This is a genomic window from uncultured Spongiibacter sp., from assembly GCF_964011655.1.
Taxonomy (GTDB): Bacteria; Pseudomonadota; Gammaproteobacteria; order Pseudomonadales; family Spongiibacteraceae; genus Spongiibacter; species Spongiibacter marinus.
Window position 1 is genome coordinate 1 of sequence record NZ_CAXGPO010000019.1, and the last position, 19,315, is coordinate 19,315.

The 19,315-nt window shown below is 55.0% G+C and carries 15 protein-coding genes; 13 read left to right on the plus strand and 2 right to left on the minus strand.

Going from position 1 to position 19,315, the window contains the following annotated elements; genetic code table 11:
* Positions 1-101 precede the first annotated feature (101 nt).
* Entirely contained in the window at positions 102-2,234 is a 2,133-nt protein-coding gene (locus ABNS66_RS09970; protein WP_286838280.1) for a YgiQ family radical SAM protein, read from the minus strand.
* Between the two features lie 167 nt (positions 2,235-2,401).
* On the opposite strand from ABNS66_RS09970, the gene ABNS66_RS09975 reads away from it, so the two are divergent.
* The 10 genes from ABNS66_RS09975 to phoU all read left to right on the plus strand — a co-directional run bounded on the left by ABNS66_RS09975 (position 2,402) and on the right by phoU (position 13,521).
* Positions 2,402-2,878, plus strand: coding sequence for an NfeD family protein (locus tag ABNS66_RS09975; protein ID WP_286838277.1), 477 nt, complete (start codon positions 2,402-2,404; stop codon positions 2,876-2,878).
* Between the two features lie 45 nt (positions 2,879-2,923).
* Complete coding sequence (locus ABNS66_RS09980) at positions 2,924-3,772, plus strand: SPFH domain-containing protein (RefSeq protein ID WP_286838274.1); 849 nt, start codon at positions 2,924-2,926, stop codon at positions 3,770-3,772.
* Between the two features lie 29 nt (positions 3,773-3,801).
* Complete coding sequence (purU, locus tag ABNS66_RS09985; RefSeq protein ID WP_286838273.1) at positions 3,802-4,656, plus strand: formyltetrahydrofolate deformylase; 855 nt, start codon at positions 3,802-3,804, stop codon at positions 4,654-4,656.
* 105 nt (positions 4,657-4,761) lie between these two features.
* Positions 4,762-5,469 (plus strand): phosphate regulon transcriptional regulator PhoB, encoded by a 708-nt coding sequence (phoB, locus tag ABNS66_RS09990; RefSeq protein ID WP_286838271.1) that lies wholly within the window; start codon positions 4,762-4,764, stop codon positions 5,467-5,469.
* Positions 5,470-5,478: 9 nt separating this feature from the next.
* A complete protein-coding gene (phoR, locus tag ABNS66_RS09995) occupies positions 5,479-6,774 on the plus strand; it encodes a phosphate regulon sensor histidine kinase PhoR (RefSeq protein ID WP_027873873.1) in 1,296 nt (431 codons plus the stop codon).
* Positions 6,775-6,854: 80 nt separating this feature from the next.
* Entirely contained in the window at positions 6,855-7,823 is a 969-nt protein-coding gene (locus ABNS66_RS10000) for a phosphate ABC transporter substrate-binding protein PstS family protein (RefSeq protein WP_027873872.1), read from the plus strand.
* Between the two features lie 194 nt (positions 7,824-8,017).
* Positions 8,018-10,174, plus strand: coding sequence for an ABC transporter permease subunit (locus tag ABNS66_RS10005; RefSeq protein WP_286838269.1), 2,157 nt, complete (start codon positions 8,018-8,020; stop codon positions 10,172-10,174).
* Between the two features lie 17 nt (positions 10,175-10,191).
* Positions 10,192-11,892, plus strand: coding sequence for a phosphate ABC transporter permease PstA (gene pstA / locus ABNS66_RS10010; protein ID WP_286695696.1), 1,701 nt, complete (start codon positions 10,192-10,194; stop codon positions 11,890-11,892).
* Between the two features lie 68 nt (positions 11,893-11,960).
* On the plus strand, positions 11,961-12,761 hold the full coding sequence (gene pstB / locus ABNS66_RS10015; RefSeq protein ID WP_286696193.1) for a phosphate ABC transporter ATP-binding protein PstB: 801 nt from the start codon (positions 11,961-11,963) through the stop codon (positions 12,759-12,761).
* Positions 12,762-12,798: 37 nt separating this feature from the next.
* Positions 12,799-13,521 carry a phosphate signaling complex protein PhoU gene (phoU, locus tag ABNS66_RS10020; protein WP_027873868.1) on the plus strand — a complete coding sequence of 241 codons (723 nt, stop codon included), beginning with the start codon at positions 12,799-12,801 and terminating at the stop codon, positions 13,519-13,521.
* An 80-nt stretch (positions 13,522-13,601) separates the two neighbouring features.
* On the opposite strand, the gene ABNS66_RS10025 is transcribed toward phoU, so the two are convergent.
* Positions 13,602-15,110: an AbgT family transporter gene (locus tag ABNS66_RS10025; protein ID WP_286838267.1), complete on the minus strand. Its 1,509-nt coding sequence runs from the start codon at positions 15,108-15,110 to the stop codon at positions 13,602-13,604.
* 145 nt (positions 15,111-15,255) lie between these two features.
* Between ABNS66_RS10025 and ABNS66_RS10030 the strand changes: the two genes are divergently transcribed.
* The 3 genes from ABNS66_RS10030 to ABNS66_RS10040 all read left to right on the plus strand — a co-directional run bounded on the left by ABNS66_RS10030 (position 15,256) and on the right by ABNS66_RS10040 (position 19,298).
* Positions 15,256-16,515, plus strand: a complete 1,260-nt coding sequence (locus ABNS66_RS10030) for an MFS transporter (RefSeq protein WP_286838265.1) — start codon at positions 15,256-15,258, stop codon at positions 16,513-16,515.
* Positions 16,516-16,845: 330 nt separating this feature from the next.
* A complete protein-coding gene (locus ABNS66_RS10035) occupies positions 16,846-18,615 on the plus strand; it encodes a hypothetical protein (protein WP_348655310.1) in 1,770 nt (589 codons plus the stop codon).
* Between the two features lie 11 nt (positions 18,616-18,626).
* On the plus strand, positions 18,627-19,298 hold the full coding sequence (locus ABNS66_RS10040) for a TIGR01621 family pseudouridine synthase (RefSeq protein WP_286838368.1): 672 nt from the start codon (positions 18,627-18,629) through the stop codon (positions 19,296-19,298).
* Positions 19,299-19,315 lie beyond the last annotated feature (17 nt).

The following is a 19,315-nucleotide window of genomic DNA, read 5'->3' on the forward strand; positions in this document are numbered from 1 at the left end:
GCTTTTACATAAAACCAAGCTGCATCTATAGCCAGCAAGCTCATTATATACACAGTCTGAATAGGTATAGAAAGCCTTTTGCCAGCCATAAAATGAATTTTTTATGTCGTTTTTCTAGGGGGAAGTCCCGTGTGCTGCGTTAGCATGCGGCCGCGCTTCGGGTTTTTACTTTTCCAGTTTGCCGGTTGGCGCGGCGGCACGAGATGCTTTTTGCCATAGCCAATCAAATCCTTGCGTCCCATTTTCAGCAGCGATTCGCGCAACGCAGGCCAGCCTTCAGGGTCGTGGTAACGCAGGTAGGCTTTATGTAAACGTCGCTGTTTCAATCCCTTAGCACTGAATACATTTTCACTGCGACGGCTTACCTTGCGTAACGGGTTTTTTCCCGAGTAATACATTGCCGTCGCATTGGCCATTGGAGAGGGGTAGAAGGCCTGCACCTGGTCGGCGCGAAAGCCGTTGCTCTTCAGCCACAGTGCCAGGTTCATCATATCTTCATCGCGGGTGCCTGGGTGCGCCGCAATAAAGTAGGGAATGAGGTACTGTTCTTTACCCGCTTGCTTGGAGTATTTGTCGAACATGGCTTTGAAGCGGTCGTAGCTGCCCATGCCCGGTTTCATCATTTTGCTCAGTGGTGAGTCTTCTGAGTGCTCGGGTGCGATTTTTAAATAGCCGCCAACGTGGTGGGAGACCAGTTCCTTGACGTACTCGGGTGTTTCCACGGCCAAGTCATAGCGCAGGCCGGAGGCGATAAGGACTTTTTTAACACCTTTCAGATTGCGAACTTCACGGTACAGTTCGATAAGCGGTGTTTGGTCAGTGTTTAAGTTTTTGCAAATCCCGGGGTAGACGCAGGATAGGCGACGACAGCTTTTTTCAATCGCTTCGCTTTTGCAGGTCAGTTGCCACATATTGGCGGTGGGGCCGCCGAGGTCCGACACAACACCGGTGAAGCCCGGCGTTTTGTCGCGTATTTTTTCCACTTCTCTGACAATCGAGTCTTTTGAGCGGCTCTGAATAATCCGTCCTTCGTGTTCGGTGATAGAACAGAAGCTGCAGCCGCCAAAACAGCCGCGCATGATATTCACCGAGTTGCGAATCATTTCATACGCGGGAATCCGCGCCTCGCCGTACTTGGGGTGAGGGCGGCGCTGGTAGGGCAACTCAAAGACCCAGTCGAGCTCTTCTGTTGTGAGTGGAATGGGTGGCGGGTTGAGCCAAATTTCCTTGTCGCCATGGCGCTGAACCAGCGCGCGTGCGTTGCCTGGATTGGTTTCCAGGTGAAGCACCCTCGCTGCATGGGCGTAACTGACGGGGTCTTTTTTTACCGTTTCGTAAGCGGGTAGGCGAATAACTGTTCGCTCTGCCGGTGCGTCGCTTTTACGGGCCTGCCTGGGGTCGATAATAGTGATGGTCTGCGCAGCGTCTGGCTCGCTTGCTGCCTTTGCCTGTTCGGTTTTGCAACTGGGGTCAGCGCTGGTGTCCACATAGGGGCTGGTGATCGGATCCACCTTGCCGGGTCGGTCAATATCGCTGGAGTCCACAACCGTCCAGCCGTCAGGCACTGCGTCGCGAATAAATGCGGTGCCGCGAAGGTCGCGAATTTGCTCCACCGGCTCGCCGCGAGACAGCCGGTGAGCGAGGTCGACAATGGCGCGTTCGGCATTGCCATACAGCAGAATATCCGCCCGTGAGTCCATGAGAATTGAGCGCCGGACTTTGTCGCTCCAGTAATCGTAGTGCGCGATACGTCGCAGGCTTGCTTCGATGGAGCCGATAACAATGGGGCAGTCTTTATAGGCTTCGCGGCAGCGCTGGGCATAGACGATAACCGCGCGATCGGGGCGCTTGCCACCGACGTTATCCGGTGAGTAGGCATCGTCGTGACGCAGTCGGCGGTCTGCTGTGTAGCGATTAATCATCGAGTCCATGTTTCCGGCGGCGACGCCGAAAAACAGGTTAGGTTTGCCCAGCGCGGTGAAGGGCTCTGCTGACTGCCAGTCCGGCTGGGAAATAATGCCAACGCGAAAGCCCTGCGCTTCCAATACGCGCCCAATAACGGCCATGCCAAAGCTAGGGTGATCCACATAGGCATCGCCGGTGACAATAATGATGTCGCAGCTGTCCCAACCCAAGGCGTCCATTTCCTCGCGGCTGGTTGGCAAGTATGGTGCGGTGCCGAAGCACTCCGCCCAGTAGGGGTGGTGGCTAAAAATGGCCGGTGGTAAAGACATGGCGTAGCTACTCTCGAATGATCGGCTATTGTACCGGAAATCCCTGCTGTTTGCTGTGGGGGTGCAGCCCCAATCAAGTGTGAATTAGCAGCTTTGGCGCTTGCTATTAAGTGAGATCGTGGCTAAATAATGCCTCTCACTTATCGCGTGGCAGCAGGAGCGCACAAATGGATTGGCTGAATAACTCGATAGAGTACTGGCACTGGATGGTTTTGGGGCTTTTACTGGTTGCCAGCGAGGTCTTTGTTCCCAGCTTTGTCATGCTCTGGTTCGGTGCCAGCGCCATTGCGGTGGGGCTGATCACCGCCGTTGTGGATTTGCCCTTTAGTGTTCAAGTGTTGATCTGGGCGGGGCTGTCGGCGGTCGACTTGTTCCTCTGGTTTAAATTTGTGCATCCGCGTATGAAAGATAAAAGTTTATCGGGCATGTCGCGCGAGCAGGTTGTGGGTCAGGAGGGTATGGTTACGCGCGTTGGGGACCACCGCGAGGGGCAAGTGCGCTTCAGTATACCGGTGCTGGGTAATGACGAATGGAGTTATATTTGTCGCGAGCCCTTGATCGTTGGAGACCGGGTCGTTGTTGAAGATATCTCTGGTAATTCATTGATAGTACGCCGCCAGCGCGGCGCCAAAGCTGCCGAATAATACCGTTGCTGGCAGGCTCATTTTACGAGGTTTTAGGGGAAGAATATGGATGGTTTAGCGATTACAGGGGCGTTGTTTGTATTGGTTGTGGTCACGCTGTCGATGGGGGTGAAGACCGTTCCCCAAGGTTACAAACACATTGTGCAACGCCTGGGTAAATATCACCGCACCTTGAACCCCGGTTTGAATTTTATTATTCCCTATGTTGATCAAGTGGCCTATCGCCTAACAACCAAGGATATTGTGTTGGATATCCCCTCCCAGGAGGTCATCACTGAAGACAATGCGGTGATTATTGCCAACGCGGTGGCCTATATAAATATCGTTTCTCCTGAGAAGGCTGTCTACGGTGTTGAGAATTACACTATTGCCATCCAAAACCTAGTACAGACTGCGCTGCGTTCAATTGTAGGCGAAATGTCGTTGGATTCGGCCCTGTCGTCGCGGGAGCAAATCAAGGCCAAGCTCAAAGCGGGGATTTCAGACGATATTTCCGACTGGGGGATCACACTTAAAACGGTGGAAATCCAAGACATTAATCCATCTCCCACCATGCAAAGTGCCATGGAAGAACAGGCCGCGGCAGAGCGTCAACGTCGCGCGGCGGTGACCAAGGCCGAAGGTGAGAAGCAGGCTGCGATCCTCGAAGCTGAGGGGCGTCTGGAAGCATCGCGTCGCGACGCCCAGGCGGAAGTGGTGTTGGCTAAGGCCAGCGGTGCAGCGATTGAGTTGGTTTCGGAGGCCGTTAAAGGTGATGAATTGCCCGTGCTGTATCTGCTGGGTGAAAAATACGCTGACTCGCTGCGTCAGTTGTCAGCGTCCGACAATGCCAAGACCGTTGTGCTTCCCGCAGACCTGCCTCAGGCAGTGCGGGCAATACTGAACAAGGGTTAAGATTTTTTTGCAAGGATGTTGTTGTAAAGATGGAACATACCTACCGTTTGATCACCAGTTGTCCAGACCGCGTTGGCATTGTCGCCAAAGTGAGTCAATTTGTCGCCGACCAGGGGGGCTGGCTAACCGAAGCCAATCATCACGCGGATGCTGACAGCAATTGGTTTTTCATGCGCAATGAGATTAAAGCCGATTCACTGAGTATCGGTGCCGAGGCAGTGCGCGAGGCATTTACGCCCTTGGCGCAGGCCTATGACATGGAGTGGGAGCTGGTCGACTCAGCGCGGCGGCGCAAGGTGGTGATTCTGGCAAGCCATGCCTCACACTGTATTGCAGATTTATTGCACCGCTGGCATAGCGACGAGCTGTACTGTGATATTCCCTGTGTGATCTCAAATCACGAGAACTTGCGCAGCATGGTCGAGTGGCATGGAATTCCGTTTGAGTATGTGCCGGTCGACCCTCAAAACAAGGCGCCGGCCCACGCTCGTATTCAGGAGCTAACCGAAAGTTATGCCGCTGATTGTGTCGTGCTGGCGCGCTATATGCAGATTATTCCCCCGGAGTTTTGCCGTGCTTACAGCGGCAGAATGATCAATATTCACCACAGCTTTTTGCCTTCTTTCATTGGCGCGAACCCCTACCAGAAGGCCTATGATCGCGGCGTAAAATTGATCGGTGCCACTAGCCACTACGTCACTGAGCAGCTGGATGAAGGCCCGATTATCGAGCAGGACGTCATTCGGGTGTCGCATCGCCATAGTAAGGATGATCTGGTGCGTTTGGGTAAGGATGTTGAAAAGAGCGTTCTGGCACGCGCGCTTCGCAACCACCTTGAGGACAGGGTGTTAGTGCACGGTAATAAAACTGTCGTTTTCGACTAAGATTGGGGGCAACGGCTGGCGCCTTGATCGAGTCGTTGTCATATAATTGTCATTAAAGGCCGTTTTAATGCAGGCTCAAGCATCCACAGGCTACAAGGGAAGAGCATGAGCACAAAGACCATCCTCATCGTCGATGACGAAGCCGCCATTCGCGAGATGATCCGCGTAGGGCTAGAGCTTGCCGGTTACGACTGCATCGAAGCGAGCAACGCGCAGGAAGCGCACGGAATTATTGTTGATCAGCGCCCGGATCTGGTACTGCTGGACTGGATGATGCCAGTCACCAGTGGTATTGAGCTGCTGCGCCGCTTGCGCCGGGAAGATTTAACCCGGGATATGCTGGTGATCATGCTCACCGCTAAAGACGATGAAGACAACCGTGTTCAGGGCCTGGATGTCGGTGCCGACGACTATATTACGAAGCCGTTTTCTTCCCGAGAGCTAATGGCGCGCATCAAGGCAGTGTTGCGCCGCGGCAGCTCGCCTGAGCAGGAAGAGACCATTGAGGTGGATGGCCTCAAACTCGACCCCGCCAGTCACCGCGTGTTTGCCAATGGTGAGCCTTTGGATATGGGGCCCACCGAGTTTAAATTACTGAAGTTTTTCATGACCCACCAAGAGCGTGCCTATAGCCGTGGTCAACTGCTTGACCAGGTATGGGGCACCAATGTCTATGTTGAAGAGCGCACGGTAGATGTTCATATTCGCCGGCTTCGCAAAGCGCTGCTGACCGGCGAGCGAGACTTCGGGCAGCTGATTCAAACCGTTCGCGGTACTGGCTACCGTTTTTCCGCAACGGGGGTGAGCGCCTAGCGCTGCTCTATGCGGTATTACGGCTGGAAGACGGAGCTTGTTCGCGTAGTGCTGCCATTGGCAGCGGCGGCAGTGTTTGCAACAGCGTTCGACCTTGGAGTGTGGCCCGTTTTTATCGTTGCAGCGGTGATATGCACCTGGCTGCTATGGCAACTTCAACGACTGAGCGACTGGTTATATAGAGGCTTGGGTACCGAGCCGCCAGAGGCAATTGGCATGTGGGGTCAAATTTTCGACACGATTTACGATATGCAGAAGCATGCTTCGGGAGATCGTGATCAGTTACAAGCAATTATTGATTACTTACATTCATCGTTTGCATCGATGTCAGATGCTGTGGTGATGCTGGATCGTCACGGCAACATCGAATGGTGCAACGATGCGGCGATGGATCTACTGGGGCTGCGCAGGGATGAAGATGTCGGCTTGCAGCTGCTGAATTTAGTGCGCAACCCGAATTTTGTTGCCTACTACGAAGCAGAAAAATACGCCATGCCCTTTGAAATGGCGTCGCCGGTAAACAGCGAGATACAGCTCAGTTTAAGCATCAGCTTTTTCGCAGAGGGTAACCGTTTACTGTTTGCTCGCGATGTCACGCGAACCCACCGTCTCGAAAAAATGCGCAAAGATTTTGTCGCGAATGTGTCGCACGAGTTGCGCACGCCACTGACGGTGATCAATGGTTACCTGGAGACGTTTTCTGAGCACGGTGGCGACAACCCGCGCTGGGATCGCGCCATCGATCAAATGCTGCGGCAGTCTCGTCGCATGCATCACCTCATTCAAGATTTAATGCTCTTGTCGCGACTGGAATCCGTCCCTCAAGCCAGCGAGCATGAAGTAATACGCATCCGCCCGCTGATGGAAATGGTGCGCGAAGAAGCCCTGGCGGCCGCCAAGGGCAACCGCCAGATTGACATCGAATGTGACGATGCCATTGCCCTGAAAGGGCAGGCGACGGAAATACGCAGCGCGCTGTCTAACCTGGCGGTAAACGCCGCGCGCTACACCGCCGAGGATGACCGAATTGTGCTGCGTTGGTACCAGGATGACAGCCACGGTGTTTTGGAAGTGCAGGACAGCGGGATTGGTATCGAGCCGCAATACATTCCCCGTCTAACCGAGCGTTTCTACCGGGTTGATCAAAGTCGCTCCCTCGATACCGGCGGTACAGGCTTGGGTTTGGCGATCGTGAAACATGTTTTGTTGCGCCACCGGGCCGAGATGAAAATCTCCAGCCAGCCGGGGCATGGCAGTACGTTCAGTTGTTTATTTCCACGTTCATTAATCACTCGGGTAAACTGATTTCTCATTGTAATAAATCCGTCATCTAGCGCCGCTAAAATGACAGCCGTGTTACCAATTTTATTGATCGGGAGATACCTGTGAAACTGAAGCAATGTCTGATGGCGGCCGCATTTGGCCTTTCCTCTATGTGGGTGGCGGCAGCCACTGAAGTTGATCCGGCGCTGCCTGTGTACGAAAAAGCGGCGGGTGTATCGGGCACTTTTTCCAGCGTTGGCTCAGATACCCTGGCAAACCTGATGACGCTTTGGAGCGAAGACTTCAAACGCGCTTACCCAAACGTTAACGTCCAGATTCAAGCAGCCGGTTCCTCTACTGCGCCCCCGGCGTTGACAGAAGGCACTTCAAACATGGGGCCAATGAGCCGCAAGATGAAGGACAAAGAGATCGAAGCCTTCGAAGCGAAATATGGCTACAAACCCGTTGCGGTTCCGGTGGCTATTGACGCCCTGGCGGTGTTTGTCCACAAGGACAACCCCATTGAGGGGATGACCATCGCCGAAGTCGATGCGGTTTTCTCAAGCACTCGCAAGTGTGGCCACCCGGAAAATATCCAGCGCTGGGGTCAGCTCGGCATGGATGGGTCGTGGTCGGCGCGCGATATTCAAATGTTCGGTCGCAACTCGGTATCGGGCACCTACGGCTACTTTAAAGGCAAGGCACTGTGTAAAGGCGACTTTAAAAATGGTGTAAACGAGCAGCCAGGCTCGGCATCAGTGGTTCAGTCTGTGTCTACCTCTATTAACGGCATCGGTTATTCTGGCATCGGCTACCAGACCTCAAGCGTTCGCGCTATTCCGCTGTCCAAGAATGAGAAGGGCAGTTTTGTTGACGCCACGCCGGAAAATGCGATCAATGGTAGCTACCCGCTGTCACGCTTCCTCTACGTTTACATGAATAAAGCACCCAATAAGCCGTTTACGCCGCTAGAGCGCGAATTCGTTAAGCTGGTGCTGTCAAAGCAGGGTCAGGAAATCGTTGCCAAAGATGGCTACATCCCGCTGCCAGCAAGCGTTGTAGAGAAAATTCGCAAAAAGCTAGAGCTGTAAAAATGCCGACATGATGTCGCTGTAAAATGTGCTGCAAACGTGAGTTTGTGGCACATTTTTTATCTGTAACAAAACTGAAACATTATCGTCATAAAATCCCCGCCAGTTCCTCAAAGAGCCCGAGACTTATGAAGCAATCAGAGGTGCGCGCAACTGCATCGGCCCAACGCAGATGGCGCCAAGTCAAAGATGGCATGACCACAGCAACTATCACCGGCGGTGGTGTTGGGGTATTGCTGTCCATTCTGCTGATCTTTTTCTATCTGCTGTATGAAATTCTGCCGCTGTTTAATTCGGCTGGCATCGAGTCAGAGGAACAGTTCCAATTGCCAGTGGCCGCCGCGCCATTGTATCTGGCAATGGAAGAACAGGCCGAGGTGGGTTTTCGCCTTGCCGAAAACGGGGATGCCGTATTTTTTAATACCGAGAATGGTCAACAGGTTCTCAAGCGGTCGCTGCCAACGACTGCAGCGATTAGCAGCTTTGCACTGGAGTCAGAAGAAACCCGCGTATTCGCGGTGGGTATGGAAGACGGTCGAGCTCTGCTGGCCAAACATGACTATCGCGTGAGCTACCCCGAGGATCAACGCCTGATTACGCCGTCTCTGCGCTTTCCCTATGGCGAAGCCGGCATGGAAATTAGCGACGCGGCCCTGAGTCGACTAGCCGTGCGCGACAGTGAGGAAGCCCTGGTGGTGGTCGCCGTGAGTGACGGCCATTTGGTCGGACGCCGCTGGACCAAAGAAGAAGACTTCCTCAGTGAAGAAATCACCCTGGTCGAAGAAAACCTGGCATTGCCAACGCTGGATATCTCCGCCGACTATCTATTGATCGGGCCTCGCCAGCAGTGGCTGTACGTGTTGAGCCAGCAAGGTGGCTACCGGTTGATTAGCCTGCGCAGCCTGGAGATCGTTGATCGCGGCGAAGTGACTGATGGCGCGGCACTGAGTGATGTACGCTTTTTGTTAGGCGGTATTTCTTTGCTCACCGCCGCCGAGGATGGCAGCGTGTCCCAGTGGTTCGTGGTTCGCAATGCTCAGCAGGGCGGACAATACGGTTTGCAGTTTGTGCGCCAGTTTACGGCAGGTGGCCCCTCCGCGATGCTGCTGACCGAACACCGCCGCAAAGGCTTTGTCAGCATTACCGATGACGGTCACCTCGATATCTTCTACAGCACGTCGCAACGCCGTTTGCTGAGTGAAGAGCTGGAATTAAAAAATGTGCTTGGCATGGCAATTTCGCCGCGGGCGGATCGCCTCCTTGTCGAGTTGCAGGGAGGGGAGATCCGTAGCTTCGCCGTGGAAAATGAGCACCCCGAGGTCTCTTGGTCTGTGCTGTGGAGCAAGGTGTGGTACGAAAGCTACCCCGAGCCCGACTATGTTTGGCAGTCCTCGGCGGCAGACAATGATTTTGAGCCGAAGTACAGCTTTGCACCGCTGGCCTTTGGCACCCTGAAAGCCGCTTTTTATGCCATGTTAATTGCGGCGCCATTGGCGATTTGTGGTGCGATTTACACCGCGTATTTCATGGCGCCCTCGCTGCGCCGCAAGGTTAAACCACTCATCGAGTTAATGGAGGCCTTGCCTACCGTTATTCTCGGTTTCTTGGCCGGCCTGTGGCTGGCACCCTTTATCGAGCGCAATTTGCCCGCGGTATTCAGCATCTTTATTGCGCTGCCAGTGGGTATTCTCATTTTCGCTTGGCTGTGGTCGCGACTACCCGTGAGCGTGAGTCGCCGCGTTCCCGAAGGCTGGCATCCCTTGCTGTTGGTTCCCGTTGTAATTGGTCTGGTAATCGCATGCGTTGAGCTGAGCGCACCAATGGAGAGGGCATTCTTTGCGGGCGATATGCGCGCCTGGTTGACCAATGATCTGGGCATATCCTTCGACCAGCGCAATGCTCTGGTGGTGGGTGTGGCAATGGGTTTTGCCGTTATCCCCACGATCTTTTCCATCGCTGAAGATGCCATTTTCTCGGTGCCCAAGCACCTTAGTTACGGATCACTGGCGCTCGGTGCAACGCCTTGGCAAAGCCTGGTTGGTGTCGTTATGCCCACCGCCAGCCCGGGTATCTTCTCAGCCCTGATGATCGGCATGGGTCGCGCGGTCGGCGAGACAATGATCGTTCTGATGGCCACTGGTAATACCCCAATTATGGACGCCAATATCTTCGAGGGTATGCGGACGCTGGCGGCAAATATCGCGGTAGAAATTGGTGAAACGGAAGTCGACAGCAGTCACTACCGGGTGTTGTTCTTGGCGGCCTTTGTACTATTTATGTTTACGTTTGTTGTTAACACTGTTGCGGAGACGGTCAGACAGCGTCTGCGTCAGCGCTACGGCAACCTCTGATTGATTCGGGATACATCATGTATTTACAGGATAAAGAAAAGCAGGGGCTGACGGCCTGGTTCAAGGGCGGCGAACCCTTGATTTGGATGAACGCCGCTGCGGTGACCGTCAGCACACTGGCCGTTATCGGTTTGTTAATACTGTTGGCAGTGCGTGGTTTCAGCCACTTTTGGCCCGCCGATGTTTTTGTCGCAGAGTATCAGTTGCCGGATGCAACCCCAGCGGTGGTGATGGCTGAGCGGGTTGAAAGCGAGGATGTGGCGATCGAGCAGCTGCTCAGCGCTGGCTTTACACTCGATACCGACGAGCCGTTTATCCAGCGAGAGCTGGTGAAAGTCGGCAACCGCGATGTTAGCGGTGCGGATTTTAAATGGGTGTTAAGTCGCTACCTGCAGAACACGTATTACCCAGAACAAGCGATTGTTCTCGAGCGCCGTGAGTGGGGCAACTTTTACGGCTTTTTGCGCGGTTTGAAGCGCGATGGCCAGGCGATCGCCGCCGCCGATGACGAAGCACTGTGGCAGGCGTTTCAGCAGAGTATCGAACGTGCTGAAACCATTCACCATGATATCGAGCGCGTTGAAAAGAAAGAGATTGGCGCGATCAACTACCGCTTGGAAAAACTGCGTCTGCGCCAGCGCGGCTTGGAACTCGATGAAGCGTTACCTGCCGCTGAGCGCGCCCAAAAGCAGCTGGAAATAGACAGCGAACGCGCTGAGCTGGATGCCGCCTATGCGGTATTGCAAAAAGAGCTGAATGCACTGTATGCCGAGTGGAACCGAGACAGTTTTATTGTCGAGACCGCGCAGGGCCAGCAGCGCGAGCAACGCGTGTCGACGGTGGTCCACGCCTACAAGCCCAATACCATGAACTTTGCCAACAAGGTCGGTTTTTACTTCGGCAAGTTTGCGGAGTTTCTCACCGATGAGCCCCGCGAAGCGAATACCGAGGGCGGCATCTTTCCCGCGATCTTCGGTACAGTGATCATGGTGCTGATTATGTCGGTACTGGTAACGCCCTTCGGTGTTATCGCGGCGGTGTATCTGCGCGAATACGCCAAGCAGGGGCTGATGACGCGAATCGTGCGCATTGCGGTGAATAACCTGGCGGGCGTACCTTCGATTGTATACGGGGTGTTCGGGCTCGGCTTCTTTATCTATTTTGTTGGGGCAGAAATCGACCAGGCCCTATTCCCCGAAGCACTGCCGTCACCAACCTTTGGTACACCGGGACTTCTGTGGGCGTCTGTGACGCTGGCGCTGCTGACGCTGCCGGTGGTTATTGTGGCAACCGAAGAGGGCTTGGCGCGTATTCCCCGCAATCTGCGAGAGGGCAGTCTGGCCCTGGGTGCCACGAAGGCCGAGACCCTGTGGCGGGTGGTGTTGCCCATGACCAGTCCGGCGATGATGACTGGCCTGATTCTGGCCGTTGCTCGTGCCGCCGGGGAGGTTGCGCCGTTGATGCTCGTCGGGGTGGTCAAGTTGGCACCGTCGCTACCGGTGGATGGCAACTTCCCATACTTCCACCTCGATCAGAAGTTTATGCACTTGGGCTTCCACATCTATGATGTTGGTTTTCAAAGTCCGAATGTCGAAGCAGCGCGGCCACTGGTGTACGCTACGGCATTGCTGTTGGTGATTATCATTGCGCTGCTGAACCTCAGTGCCGTGGCACTGCGGAATCATCTGCGCGAAAAATACAAATCTCTGGAAATGTAATTGGCACAGCCATGACGGTAAAATTTATGGATACCAACAAAACTGCTACAGCTGGTCACGCAATCGATATGGAATCGCTTGGCCGGGTACGCAATGAAGCCTCTATTACCGACGAGGACATTACTCTGAATGTCGACGGTTTGGATCTGTACTACGGCGACAAACAAGCGTTGTTTGACGTCAATATGGAGATTCCTCGTCAAAAGGTCACGGCGTTTATCGGCCCCAGCGGTTGCGGTAAGTCGACCCTTCTGCGCTGCTTCAATCGCATGAATGACCTGGTCGATACTTGCCGGGTTGAGGGTGCCATTCGCCTGGACGGCAATGATATCTACGACCGCAGTGTCGATGTGGCAACGCTGCGTCGCCGAGTCGGAATGGTATTTCAAAAGCCGAATCCCTTTCCCAAGTCGATCTATGAGAATGTCGCTTACGGGCTGCGTATTCAGGGTGTGAATAAAAAGCGGGTGCTGGATGAAGTGGTCGAGCGCTCGTTGCGCGGTGCCGCCTTATGGGACGAAGTGAAAGACCGTCTGCACGATAACGCGCTAGGCATGTCTGGCGGCCAGCAGCAGCGTTTGGTCATTGCGCGCACCATTGCGGTTGAGCCGGAAGTCCTGCTACTGGATGAGCCAGCATCGGCGTTGGATCCCATATCAACGCTTAAGATCGAAGAACTGATCAATGAGCTGAAAGACAAGTACACGATTGTCATCGTTACGCATAATATGCAGCAGGCAGCGCGAGTCTCTGACTACACTGCATTTATGTATATGGGCAAACTGATCGAGTTTGATAATACGGATACCTTGTTTACCAATCCGACCAATAAACAAACTGAAGATTACATAACAGGTCGTTACGGCTAAGGCTAGGCCATTAGCTCGGCGCCAATAGGATGCGGGAATGAAAGATAAAGACTTACACGCTCACCATATCTCTCAGCAGTTCAACTCTGAGCTGGACGATATTAAAACCCGTATGCTGGAAATGGGTGGGGTCGTCGAGAAACAAGTTGCCGATGCGACTACTGCGTTCATGAGTCAGGACAGTGGTCTGGCTGATGAAGTGAAGCGTGGCGACCGTATCGTCAATGCGCTGGAGGTGTCCATCGACGAGGAGTGCACCATTATCCTGGCGCGCCGCCAGCCCGCGGCGACCGACCTCCGCCTGGTGTTGTCGATCAGCCGAATCATCAGTGATCTGGAACGTATGGGCGATGAGGCCACAAAAGTTGCCGAAGCCGCAATTAAGCTGGGTGAACTGGGTGGCCTGCCGCGCAGCGTGTTAGAGATTCGCCACATTGGTGACCATGTCTTGAGCATGGTGCGCAACGCGTTGGACGCGTTTGCCCGTGTAGACAGTGATATGGCTCTGGATGTGGCGGAAGAAGATCACTCCGTCGATATGGAATACGGCACCGCTATGCGCAGCTTGGTGACCTATATGATGGAAGATCCGCGCACCATTTCTTCGGTGTTGCAGGTACTGTGGGCGCTGCGTTCCCTGGAGCGTATTGGCGACCACGCGCGCAACATTGCCGAGCACGTTATTTATTTGGCCAAGGGCGCGGATGTTCGTCACGTGAATATCGATGAGATGAGTGCGGCTGTCCAAGAGAAAAAATAAGGCGTGACGCCAGTAGTCGAAAGCCGCCCCAGCTTGGCTGAGGGCGGCTTTTTTGTGGCCCTTTTTTATTTCGGTCCTTTTTATTTCGGCCCTAGTGGAATCCCCAATCCGACCCAGGCCGCCAGTAACACGGACCAGCTCACGATAAAACACAGGGAGTAGGGCAGCATCAATGCTAACAGCGTGCCCATACCGGCTTTGCTATCGTGGCGCTGTATAAAGGCCACCACAACGCCAAAATATGGCATTAACGGCGTGATGATGTTGGTGCTGGAGTCACCAATTCGGTAAGCCATTTGCACGGCCTCGGGTGCCACATCGAGCATCGCCAGCATGGGGACGAATATCGGCGCCATCAATGCCCATTTTGCCGACGCGCTGCCGATCAATAGGTTGATGGCCGCGCTGCACAGCACAAAGCTAATCAGCAGGCTGGTAGTGGAAAGCTCGAGCCCGGCAAGCCATTGTGCGCCTTTAATTGCCGTTAATGCGCCAATGCCCGTCCAGGAAAAATAATTGACAAACTGGGCGGCAAAGAACATTAGCACCAGATAGCCGGCCAGGGTGCTCATGCCTGACTCCATGGCGTCTACCCAGTCTTTGCTGCGCGTAAAGCGGCCACTGCTGTAGCCGAAAATAATCCCGGCGAGTGCGCCATATGCAGCAATAAACACCACAATTCCCTGCAGCAGAGGCAGGGCTGCCATACCGCTGGGGTCAGGGTTGCGCAATGGCCCCTGTGGGTGGACGACCGCCGCGATGAGCGCCGCGACATAAAGTACGCTAAAAAGCAGCACGCGGCGCAGCGCTTTTGTCTCGCTGGCCGAGGCTTCCGGGGGCGTGCTTGTGCTCTCTGTCTGCCCAGGGCGCTGCAGTCGAGGCTCTACCAAGGTTTCCGTCACCCATGCGCCGACGAGGGTAATAAGCAGGGTAGAAAAGGCGATGAAATAATAATTTGCGCTGACGCTCACCGAGGCCTGCGGGTCAATCAGCTGTAGTGACTCGGTGGAGATCCCCGCCAAAATTGCATCGACCGGGCCGAGGAGAATGTTTGCGCTAAACCCGCCAGATACCCCGGCGAATGCGGCGGCAATGCCCGCTAGCGGAGAGCGTCCGGCGGCGCGAAAAACGATCGCCGCCAATGGGATTAAAACAACATAGCCTGAGTCAAAACCAATACTGGATAATACGCCGGTGAATACAATCACCGCACTCAATGCCTTGGGTGGCGCCCGTCGTGCGAATTGTGTCAACACATGGCCGAGCAAGCCGGAGTGTTCCGCCACCGCAATACCCATAATCGCGACGATCACAGAGCCGACAGGCGCGAAGCTCACAAAGTTACCCACCGCATTGTGTAGCATCCACAGCAGGCCGTCGCGGGACAACAACGAGCGCGTGTAAAGCCATTCGCCACTGCTGGGGTTCTGAACATTAGCGCCTGTTGCCGTGAGCCATGCCGACAGCAAAACGACGATCGCGCAGAAGTAAATGAACAGCACGACCGGGTGTGGCAGGCGATTGCCGGTGCGTTCAATTCGGTCCAGCCAACGCTGGCTCAATGGTACGTCTTGCTGAACCTTTGACATGTTTCCCGCTTGGTTTGTGTTGGCAAAAGGAGTGGCTGTGTAAAATGCATGCTCCGCGAACGGACGATAGCCAGCCGCTATCACGCTGTATCAAAGTGTGCCAGATGGCGTGGCAGATAAAAACCGATGGCAAGAGGATAGCTGAGTGACGGAAACAGGCAGTGCACCGAGGTCTGACTGGCGGGCGATGATTTCGCTTTACGCCGCCATGATGGCGGTGGGGATGGGCCAGAGCGTGGTGTTTGCGGTGCTGCCAATGTTGGGGCGCGAACTGGCCCTGCATGAAATGCTCTGGCAACTCCCCTTTACCGAACTAACGATTGCGCCCAAGGAAATGGCAATCACCTCGCTGTCGGCGCTTACCGCGCTCGTTTTTTTCATGACCTCACCCTACTGGGGAAGAAAGAGCGATGTATGGGGGCGAAAGCCGATCATTATTATCGGCCTGTTCGGCTACACCATTGGTACCATGCTGTTCAACGCGGTCGCGTGGATGGGACTTGTTAGCATACTCGGTGGCGGCCTCCTTTACGTGTTGCTGATGTTCAGCCGCGGTATTCACGCCGCTTTGATGTCGGCGACCCACCCGGCATCGGCTGCCTATATGGTCGATGTCACCGATATTTCCCGGCGCGCGCAGGGGATGGCGAAATTGCAGGCCTTTAATCAACTGGGGGTAATGCTGGGGCCCGCGCTGGCGTGGTTTGTCGCCTTCAGTTATTTAACGCCGCTATATTTGCAAGCCGCGCTGGCCGCATTGGTTGCGATTTTGGTCTGGCGTTATTTGCCAGCCATTCCAGCGCATAGCAGCGGCGGCAAGCGGCCGAAGCGCATGGCGTATTTCGACCCCAGGTATCGTCTGTTTATCCTCATCGGTTTTGCGCTTTACAGCTTGCTGGGCATGGTTCAGCAGACGCTGGGGTTTTATTTTCAGGATTTACTGTCACTCGACGGTGTGGCGGCGGCACAGTGGTTTTCCGCTGCGATGATCGTGTCATCAGGTGCCATGCTGTTTGCGCAATTTGTGGTGGTACAGCGCTACAACGGGTCGCCAATGAACCTGCTGTTTATGGGGCTGCCGTTCAGTTGCGCCGGGTATTTGCTATTAGCATTGTCAGACACCTTGCCGATGTTGTTGTCGGCGATGGGCTTGTTCGGTTTTGGTATGGGTTTGACCGGCCCGGCCTACGGTGCCAGTGCCAGCTTGGTTGTCGAGCCCCATGAGCAGGGCGGTTTGGCGGGCCTGCTTGGCTCGGTGGCGGGACTTGGGTTTGTCGCTGGGCCGCTCGTGGGGGGCTTCTTATACCGAATCGCGCCGAGCTACCCGTACTTTTGCGCGGCCGCCGTAATGGCTTTGATTATTGTGGTAATGGTGTCACGTCGTCGCCAGATCGCCAAAGGTTGATCAAAAACTACGCGCGCGACGGTAGCGTTGATGAGACGCCGCTCAGCGGAGAATTGAACAGCCTTATCCACAAGCTTATTCACTGTATCTGGGGAAAACTTGTTGTGGATAAGCGGTGATCTTAGCGCAGTCACGTGACAGTGCTGTGACGCTGAAGCATTTCTTTCATGTCATGTCGCCAGCTTTTCATTTTGCTTGCCAGCAGTCTGTTGTTCAGCGTCGCTCAGGCCACTAAGCAGCGATTGCTGCGCGACTTTAACTCAAAATGTTGTAAGCTGTAGTGTATTGATAAATGTGAAGTGAATCACAACAATAAACGAGAATACGGCAATGAAGAAACTTCGAGCCCCTGCTTTTATTCCACTGCTACTAGCGGTCGCCGTCAGCCCCGATGCGACAGCCATGGGTTTAGGTCGTGCAGAGCTGGATTCGGTGTTAGGCAAGCCATTGGCCGCTCGTGTCGTCATCAGTGGTGCCGAGGGCTTGGATCCCGAACAAATTCTGATTGATGTGAAGCCGGTGTGGGATGCGCAGAGCGATAGTGCGATGGGCGGGCTCGATACCCGAACCCTGACGGTGCGCAGCGAATTAAGTCCCTCTGGCAGTGGCGTAATTTATTTACGTAGCACCACGCCAATTGTTGAACCCTTTTTGAATTTCGTTTTATCGGTGCGCTGGCCGACCGGTACGATTGAGCGCGAATACACATTGCTGCTCGACCTGCCTGCGCAGGCACCGGCGTTGGCAAGTGCGGCCCAAGCGGGTGCAGTGAGCACTCGGCTGGCATCGGGAAAACCAGCGCAGGGTAATCGCCCCGCGAAATCGTCACCGGCGAGGCCTATTAGCGCTGATACATCGACGTATACCACCGTGCGCGGGGACAGCCTTTGGCGAGTGGCGTCGCGCATTCGGCGTGCCCGAGGCGGTGAGCAACTGCCCCTGATGGAGGCGGTCTATCGCCTTAACCCCCAGGCCTTTGTGCGCGGCGAAAAGGACCTGCTAAAGGAATCTGTCTCGCTAAATGTTGAGGCAGCAGCACTTGCCGAGGTGTTTTTGCCGGGCGGGGGCCCTGGCGGTTCGGGCAAACAAATATCGCGGGCGCCTAATGGCACGGTAAATAGTGAAGTGGAAACGGCGCCAGAAGCGTCGACAGAACGTGTCGTTTTAAGCTCCAACGCCGCTCAGACGATGACCGAAGAGCAGCGATTGACGGCTTCGTTGGCGGCGGTGACCGAGGAGGTGTCAGCCGTACGAGCGAATATAGAGGCAATGAATAGCCGCTTGCAGACGCTACAGACGCGCCTGCTGAGCTTGCAGGATGAATATACTGCGCTGAAGGGCCAGACCGCAGCGATCCAGGCCGGTGAAAGCGCACTGCTGCCGGCGGTGAGTGTCGCGGAGCCTTTGGCTGAGGCATCTCAGGCAGGGGAGCAAGCCGTATCAAGCACCTTTGTACGTGGTGCTGATGTGGCGTCGGCCTCGCCCTCTGAGGCGATTCAAGCTGGGGTTACGGCGACTGACACGGCGCCCATTGGCGAAACCACCGCTGCGCTGCCTGAAAATGCTGAGTGGCGCGGCAGTCCTTGGGCGTTATTGCTGCTGGGTGTTGCAGCGGTGGGCGGGCTATTGTTTTATCGGCGCCGTAAAGCCGCCGCAAAACGCCGCTTGCAAGCGTTTCACTATGCTGGTGTGGCCACGGCTGCCCCCAAGGCGTCGGCAACACATTTTGAAGACGTTTTCGCGGAACTGGGTGATGCCCCTCAAGAACAGTCTGGCGGCGCAGATATTGCTTCAGTGACTGCTCGTGTGGTTGAGGAGGATAACTCGCCGCAGGCGGCCGCGGCGGCGTGCATTGAGTTGGGGGATTACCGCGGTGCTCAGCAGATCGTTGAGCAGGCACTGCGTGAGGACGAGTCTCTGACTTTACAAATGCTACTGCTCGATCTATATGCGCGTCAGGGGCAGGCCACGGACTTTGAGGCACTGGCCTTACAGATGGAGTTTGCCGGCGTAGAGGAAGAATCCCTAAGAGAGATCGATATCCTGCGGCGTGAGCTCAATGGCGCGCAGCAACACCGCACTCAGCAGCAAGGGCAGTAGTCGATCCACCCGTGTATGAACTCGTGTATGAGCACAGTGATTTTTTTGTGCTCAATAAAACTGCCGGTGCTAATTTGCACCGCAACCATCACCGTGAAAGCCTGTTAGACCGCCTCAGCACTGAGCGAGGGGGAACCGGCTTGCACCTTGTCCATCGCCTTGACGATGCGACCTCGGGTTTACTCCTTATCGCCCGCAATGCGGAGGCCGCAGCCGAGCTGGGGCGCAGCTTTAGTGAGCGGCGTATCGATAAGTTTTATATCGCCATTGCACTCGGCAAGCCTCGAAAAAAACAGGGGGCAGTAGTGGGGGATATCATTAAAGCACGCGGGGGAAGTTACCGGCTTAGCCGCAGTTGCAATAATCCCTCGCGGACCCGCTTTATCAGCACCAGTATTGCGCTGGGCAAGCGCTGCTATCTACTGAAACCTGCCACCGGTAAAACGCATCAATTGCGCGTGGTGATGGCGAGTTTGGGCGTGCCGATTCTCGGCGATGAGCGTTATGGTAAGTCGCCGGCGGATCGCTGTTACTTGCATGCCTGGGGGCTGCGTTTTGACTACCGAGGCGTGCCAATGTCATTCACTTGTGAGCCAAGCAGTGGTGAGGCCTTTGGCGATAGAGCTGTTGAGGCGGCGCTGGTAGAATGGTCGCCACCTTGGCAGCTCCCCTGGGGAGCTTAATACACCGACTTTGAGAC